This is a genomic window from Legionella gratiana, from assembly GCF_001467695.1.
GTDB lineage: Bacteria > Pseudomonadota > Gammaproteobacteria > Legionellales > Legionellaceae > Legionella > Legionella gratiana.
Genome location: NZ_LNYE01000006.1, coordinates 259,413 through 265,958, shown reverse-complemented (window position 1 = coordinate 265,958; position 6,546 = coordinate 259,413). Strand labels below are relative to the sequence as shown.

The following is a 6,546-nucleotide window of genomic DNA, read 5'->3' as shown; positions in this document are numbered from 1 at the left end:
TAGTGTGAGGCTTCCTCATGTGAAAGTAGGTCATCGCCAGGGTTTTATTCTAAAGCGGCTTTTGAGCCGCTTTTTTTATTTATACCTTACTCTCAAATCGCTTTAAGCCGTTGCAAATTCTCTTAATTGATTTTTATTGAACTTTAGTTTAAGGTAATTTTATTTAGGAAAGGTTGTGCTATGTTAGTCCAGCGCATTTTGGAGCTTATCTCAAACCTTGAACATGAAGATAATCCAATTACAAGTGATGTATTATTACTTCAGCGTCTTTCTGAACATTTTTCCAAAAGATCCGCAGACGAAGATTTAAATAACGAAGACATTCAATTTCTACTTGATTGCTATAAAAGTCGCTGGGATGTAATTATTGATAGTGAAAATGATTATACACTTAATCCATCAAGTGCGAATCAATTGTGGATTAATTTTGCCCGCGAACTTGAACCAATAGCCAAACGAAGTTATTTAAAAATATTGATACCTACGTTAACCAATGATATTGATTTAAATGATTTTTCACCGCTTACAGAAACAGTAAATCTATTCAATTTTTATCTTGGTTATGGGGGGACTACTTTATATAGAAAATTAAGTTTTTGCAGACATTTAGAGCGGTGGCAATTTACTTTGTCAACCTATAGAAATGTTACAGACAGGACGTTGAGTGTGGTTACAATAGATGAGCTAGCCCGTTTAAAGTTATGTAATCAAACGGCAAGAAAAGTGACTATTGATACTGAAATTTTCGACAATTTTTGGGATTTAATGAGAAAAAAGGTTTTCATTCACTTGATAGATAATGAACGGATTCCTATAGGTTTGTTACCCCATTTGGTGGAGCTAGTCGAGCGCTATTATTTTTTAAAATCGAAAGGATTAGATTTTTCTGTATTTAAAAAGGATGTTAGGAATTTTTTTCGTCGCGTGTATGGTTATGAGTTAGCGGAAGTAAATACTTTATATGGAGCAAAAATCGAATATAAGGGTGCAGAACACTATTTATTGGATGTATTTATCGATCTTCATATTGCGACCGATTTTTCTGATATGGAGTTAGCGATGCAAGCCCTAAGTAAATGGTTGTTTCATTTTGATTCAGGATTAAGGGCATCAAGTAAAGAATTAGAAAGTATTTACGCAGAATTACCTAAAGAGGAGAAGCAATTAGCTGAAACAAATAACAACCAAACCAAAGATTTAGAAAATTGTTGTAGTTTGTTAGTTTCTCTATTGACTACTCAATTTAAGGTTTCCACCGCATTTACAAAACGATCTTATAGTCTATGGGATAAATCGAATGAGGTACTTCCTGAGTTGGGAGATATTTTTAATATTTTACTGCCTTTGGTTGCTGAAAACCAACCGGATGCTTTAGCAGAAGCTTATAGAGGTATTATTAAAGATATTATTTTTCCTGTAAGTACCGATAAAAGTTGGTACACCTGGGCTACTCGATCTGACGAAACAGTTAAATGGCTTGATCTTGCTAAGAGCCGTAAATTGAATGAACTTGGAGTTTATTGGTTTGAACCAGAACTATTATTCTCTGCGCTGCTTCTATTCAACACAAATCATCAATCTTTGAAAGCACGTATTAATCTGTTTTTAGATGATATCATTCAAACATATGCCCAAGATCAAAATGATTTAATGAAACAATTTCGAGTTAATATTCTATTTAATGAATTTCTCATGGGACTAGGTGAGCACCACCGAGTTAGTCTATTGAGATTAATAAAGCTTTGTGATCTTAAAACAGCCAAATCCAATTTTCTCAATAATTGTGGTTCATATATTAATGATCGCTTGTCTCAATTAAGTCAAATTCCAACAGAGACTCGAACAGTGCATTTTTTTTCTCAACTGTACAAGCTCGATAGTGCTAAATTATTTAAATTACCCGAAGAGAAGAAAGATGTAAGTTCCATGATAACGGAATATAAAAATCAATTGCTTGCTCTTAACCTTGAGCCTAAAATTTCAGAAAAAATAGGTAAATATTTATTTAAAATTGGACAGCCTATTTTAACTGTAGCGCAAAAAGAAATGGCAAAAAGTGGCAGTCGCCCCTTAGATTACATGGGGCAATATACATAGGGTATTATTTGGCAGAGTCGTATTGAGCACAAAGTTTAATGAAATTTTCATATCGTTTGGTAGAAATTAAACCTTTCGTTACTGCTTGAATGATAGCGCAATGAGGTGTGTCTTTATGGGTGCAATTGCGAAATTTACATTGTGACAAATAAGGTCTGAATTCAACATATCCACGCGTAATTTCAGCCATATCGATATGCCATAAACTAAATTCTCTTACTCCTGGGGAATCAATTAATGCGCCACCGCTAGGTAAATGATAGTAGCGTGAGTTGCTGGTGGTATGTTGACCTAGTTCTGAAATTTCAGAAAGCTCTTGTGTTGCAATATTGAGTTCATGAGGTAAAATGCTTGCAATGAGAGATGATTTCCCTACCCCTGATTGACCTACAAAAACACTAACTTGATGATTGAGTACTTGCTTTAATTGTTCTAAGCCGATTGAAGAATGTTTATTCGTTAGCACAATAGGGTAATTTAAATTGCCATAATTCTTGAATAGTTGTTCTTGAAGTGTTTTGCAGGGTAAATCAGTTTTATTGAATAAAATAACGGCGTGCAATTGTAATGTTTCTGCCATAACTAAATAACTATCGAGTAATGGCCAAGATATTTCAGGCTTTGGGGCAATAACGATAATTATTTGGGTGATGTTTGCTGCAACAGGTTTTTTTACACCAGCATTCGTTGGTTTTGCTAAAAGGCTATTGCGAGGATAAAGGCTAACCACGACGCCTTGATTCTTGCCTTCCATTTGCCAAATGACTCTATCTCCGGCAACTAAGGTTTCCAAATTTGGTCTGATGGAGCAACGTATATGGTTACCTTGATTATCTTCTATTTCAACATGTTTGCTGAATCGAGTAATCACTAACCCTTCGATAAGAGCATCATCATTTTGTTTATACTGATGATAATTTTGTTGTATTTTTTCAATTCGTGTCGATTGTTGTTTACTAATACGTCTTTTACTCATAGTTAGGATCTATAATATAATGTGATTCCCGATTTTGAAAATTAGATCAGGTCTGAATAACATACAGTATGAGGGTAAATTTAATTTAATGAAAGTATACTTAGTGGGAGGCGCTGTTCGAGATCAACTATTAAATCTGCCTGTGAAGGAACGCGATTGGGTCGTAGTTGGTTCTAGTCCTGATGAGTTATTGCGAAAAAAATTCAGGCAAGTTGGGCGTGATTTTCCTGTTTTTTTACATCCAGAGACCAATGAGGAATATGCATTAGCGCGAACAGAAAGAAAGTCTGCTCCAGGTTATTATGGTTTTTCTTGCGATTTTAGTAAACAGGTTACTTTAGAAGAAGATTTAGCGAGACGCGATTTAACAATTAATGCAATAGCTAGGGATGATCAAGACCAACTTATTGACCCCTACAATGGTCAAAAAGATTTAGAAAGCAGATTATTGCGTCATGTTTCCCCTGCTTTTGTTGAAGATCCTGTACGTGTGTTGCGTGTTGCTCGTTTTGCAGCACGATTTCATTATTTAGGTTTTAAATTGGCTGATGAAACACGTTCTCTGATGTATACCATGGTTAAACGAGGGGAGTTAGCTCATCTAGTTGCGGAACGTGTCTGGCAAGAATGGCAGCAAAGTCTTGAAGAAAAAAATCCAGAACAATTTATTAGTACATTGAGAGCATGCGGCGCACTGGGTGTTATTTTGCCTGAAATTGAAGCGTTATTTGGTGTGCCTAACCCTTATCGCTATCATCATGAAGTAGATAGTGGCATCCATAGTTTATTTGTTTTGCAAGCTGCTGTTGTTTTAACAAATGATCCCATAGTCCGTTTTGCGGCTTTGGTTCATGATTTAGGTAAGGCTTTATCACCGATGAACAATTGGCCTAGTCACCATGGGCATGAAGAGAGAGGAGTAGCTATAATTCAGTCCTTATGCAACCGTTTGCGAATTCCAAATGATTATCGCAATTTAGCGGTTATGGTTTCGCGATTCCATTTAAATATTCATCGTTTATTCGAACTGCAAGCAGGGACTATTGTGAAGATTTTAGAGCAGAGTGATGCATTTCGTCGTCCATCACTTTTTTATAATATGTTAATGGCGTGTCAGGCTGATGCAGAAGGGTGCGGCAAAATTATTGATTATCCCCAAAATAAATTATGGAGTTGTTTGTTAGCAGAGTGTGCTAAAGTAAATATCAAAGCAATAGTAGAAGAAGGTTATGAGGGAGAAGCCATTAAACAAGCTCTTCATCAAAGACGTGTAGCATGTGTTGAATTGATATTAAATTCTTGGAAAAAAAATGAAAAATAATCAAAACCTAATTTGGATAGATTTGGAAATGACAGGACTTGATCCTGAGCAGGATAGAATTATCGAGCTGGCTACTGTTGTGACTGATCCTTATTTGAATATTCTTGCTGAAGGACCTGTTTTTGCTATTTCTCAATCCAAAGTGTTGCTCGATGGTATGGACTCCTGGAATACAAAACAGCACGGTCAATCGGGTTTAGTCAAGCGTGTACTTGAAAGTGAGATTAATGAGGCACAAGCAGAAAAATTAACTATTGAATTTTTAAAACAGTATCTGGATAAAGGTAAGTCCCCCATGTGCGGTAACAGCATATGTCAAGATAGACGATTTCTATATAAATATATGCCTGATTTGGCTGCATTTTTTCATTATCGGAACTTAGACGTTAGTACACTTAAGGAGCTGGCGATACGTTGGAAACCTAAGTTACTAAATGGGGTTGTTAAAGAATCAAAACACCTCGCATTAGACGATATTAAAGATTCTATTGCAGAATTAGTTTATTATCGTGATCATTTTATCAATTTGCTGGATGTAACAAAATGATTCAAAGAGAACGATTGGAATTACCGAATGGAGCAGACAAGCTGTTGCTGCATTCATGTTGCGCCCCTTGTTCTGGCGAAGTAATGGAAGCTCTAATTGCGTCAGAGATTAATTTTACTATATTTTTTTATAATCCTAATATTCATCCTGTGCAAGAATACGAAATTAGAAAAAATGAAAATGTGAATTTTGCAAAAAAACACAATATTCCTTTTATCGATGCTGATTATGATAAAGATAATTGGTTTGCTCGAGCTAAAGGCTTAGAATGGGAGCCTGAACGGGGTAAGCGTTGTACTATGTGTTTTGATATGCGTTTTGAACGTACTGCTTTATATGCCTATGAACATGGTTTTCCTGTGATTAGCAGTTCTTTAGGAATTTCACGTTGGAAAGATATGAATCAAATTAATGATTGCGGTGTTCGAGCTGCCAGTAAATATCCTGATGTAGCGTATTGGACATACAATTGGCGAAAAAATGGTGGTTCGGAACGTATGTATGAAATCGCTAAGCGTGAAGAGTTTTACAAACAAGAGTATTGTGGTTGCGTTTATTCGTTACGTGATACTAATGCATGGCGGAAACAAAAGGAAAGGAATCGAATTAAAATTGGTGTTAATTATTATTCTGAGAATTTAGATAATGAAGGTACATCATGAGCATACACGCACATGGTGATTCTCACCATCACCACCATCATCATGGAAATGATAAAAACACCGTAACCTATAATAAAGCGTTTATTATTTCCATCATTGCAAATGGTTTATTTGTTGTATTGCAAATTGCCTTTGCCTATTTAGCTAACTCAACGAGTTTACTTGCAGATGCTTTTCATAATTTAGGTGATGTATTAGGTTTGATGTTAGCATGGATTGCCACTGTGCTGATGAAACGTGCACCAACAATGAAGGCAACTTATGGTTTAAAAAAGACATCGATACTTTCTGCTTTGGCAAATGGAATTTTGTTGGTCTTTACATGCGGTATTATTGCTACAGAAGCAGTATATAAGTTATTTTCTCCAACAGAAGTTCAGGCGGTATCGGTTATGATTGTTGCTGCTGTTGGTATTGTGATTAATGCGACTACTGCATTGTTATTTATGCGTGGTTCAGCAGATTTAAACATTAGAGGCGCTTACCTTCATTTGTTCTATGATGCTTTGGTTTCAGTTGGTGTCGTAGTCTCTGCTGCTTTACTCTATTGGACTGAGTGGCTTTGGATAGATCCTGTAGTTGGTTTACTTATTGCAATTATTATACTTAAAGGAACTTGGTCTTTATTTACTGGCAGCTTCAGATTAATTATTGATGGTGTTCCAGAGCATATATCTTGGACAGCCGTTAGTGATTTTTTGCTAAGTAAACCTGGAGTGAATGGTTTTCATGATCTACATATATGGGCACTTAGTACTCAAGAAAATGCAATGTCTGTTCATTTGTATATGCCTGATGAACCACTTTCTGATTCATTAAGAGCTGAGTGGGTTGAACAATTGCGTCATCAATTTAATATTCAGCATGTGACTATTCAGGTGGAACGCACTGCAACAGACTGTAATGATGCATGTCATAATCCGGGTTTTTTATAATTAATCGT

The 6,546-nt window shown here is 35.8% G+C and carries 6 protein-coding genes; 5 read left to right on the top strand and 1 reads right to left on the bottom strand.

Annotated features, from left to right (window positions below; genetic code table 11):
* Positions 1 to 180: 180 nt before the first annotated feature.
* Positions 181 to 2,097: a hypothetical protein gene (locus Lgra_RS03665; protein ID WP_058497931.1), complete on the top strand. Its 1,917-nt coding sequence runs from the start codon at positions 181 to 183 to the stop codon at positions 2,095 to 2,097.
* Positions 2,098 to 2,101: 4 nt separating this feature from the next.
* Here the strand turns inward: Lgra_RS03665 and rsgA are convergent, their stop codons facing one another.
* A complete protein-coding gene (rsgA, locus tag Lgra_RS03660; RefSeq protein ID WP_058497930.1) occupies positions 2,102 to 3,073 on the bottom strand; it encodes a small ribosomal subunit biogenesis GTPase RsgA in 972 nt (323 codons plus the stop codon).
* A gap of 88 nt (positions 3,074 to 3,161) precedes the next feature.
* Between rsgA and Lgra_RS03655 the strand changes: the two genes are divergently transcribed.
* The 4 genes from Lgra_RS03655 to Lgra_RS03640 are packed head-to-tail and all read left to right on the top strand — an operon-like array spanning position 3,162 to position 6,538.
* Positions 3,162 to 4,394, top strand: coding sequence for a multifunctional CCA addition/repair protein (locus Lgra_RS03655; RefSeq protein WP_058497929.1), 1,233 nt, complete (start codon positions 3,162 to 3,164; stop codon positions 4,392 to 4,394).
* Entirely contained in the window at positions 4,384 to 4,941 is a 558-nt protein-coding gene (gene orn / locus Lgra_RS03650) for an oligoribonuclease (RefSeq protein WP_058497928.1), read from the top strand. Before Lgra_RS03655 ends, orn begins: the two co-directional genes overlap by 11 nt.
* Positions 4,938 to 5,603, top strand: coding sequence for an epoxyqueuosine reductase QueH (locus tag Lgra_RS03645; RefSeq protein WP_058497927.1), 666 nt, complete (start codon positions 4,938 to 4,940; stop codon positions 5,601 to 5,603). Before orn ends, Lgra_RS03645 begins: the two co-directional genes overlap by 4 nt.
* Positions 5,600 to 6,538, top strand: a complete 939-nt coding sequence (locus Lgra_RS03640) for a cation diffusion facilitator family transporter (protein WP_058497926.1) — start codon at positions 5,600 to 5,602, stop codon at positions 6,536 to 6,538. The genes Lgra_RS03645 and Lgra_RS03640 overlap by 4 nt, the downstream gene beginning before the upstream one ends.
* The last annotated feature ends 8 nt before the right edge of the window (positions 6,539 to 6,546 follow it).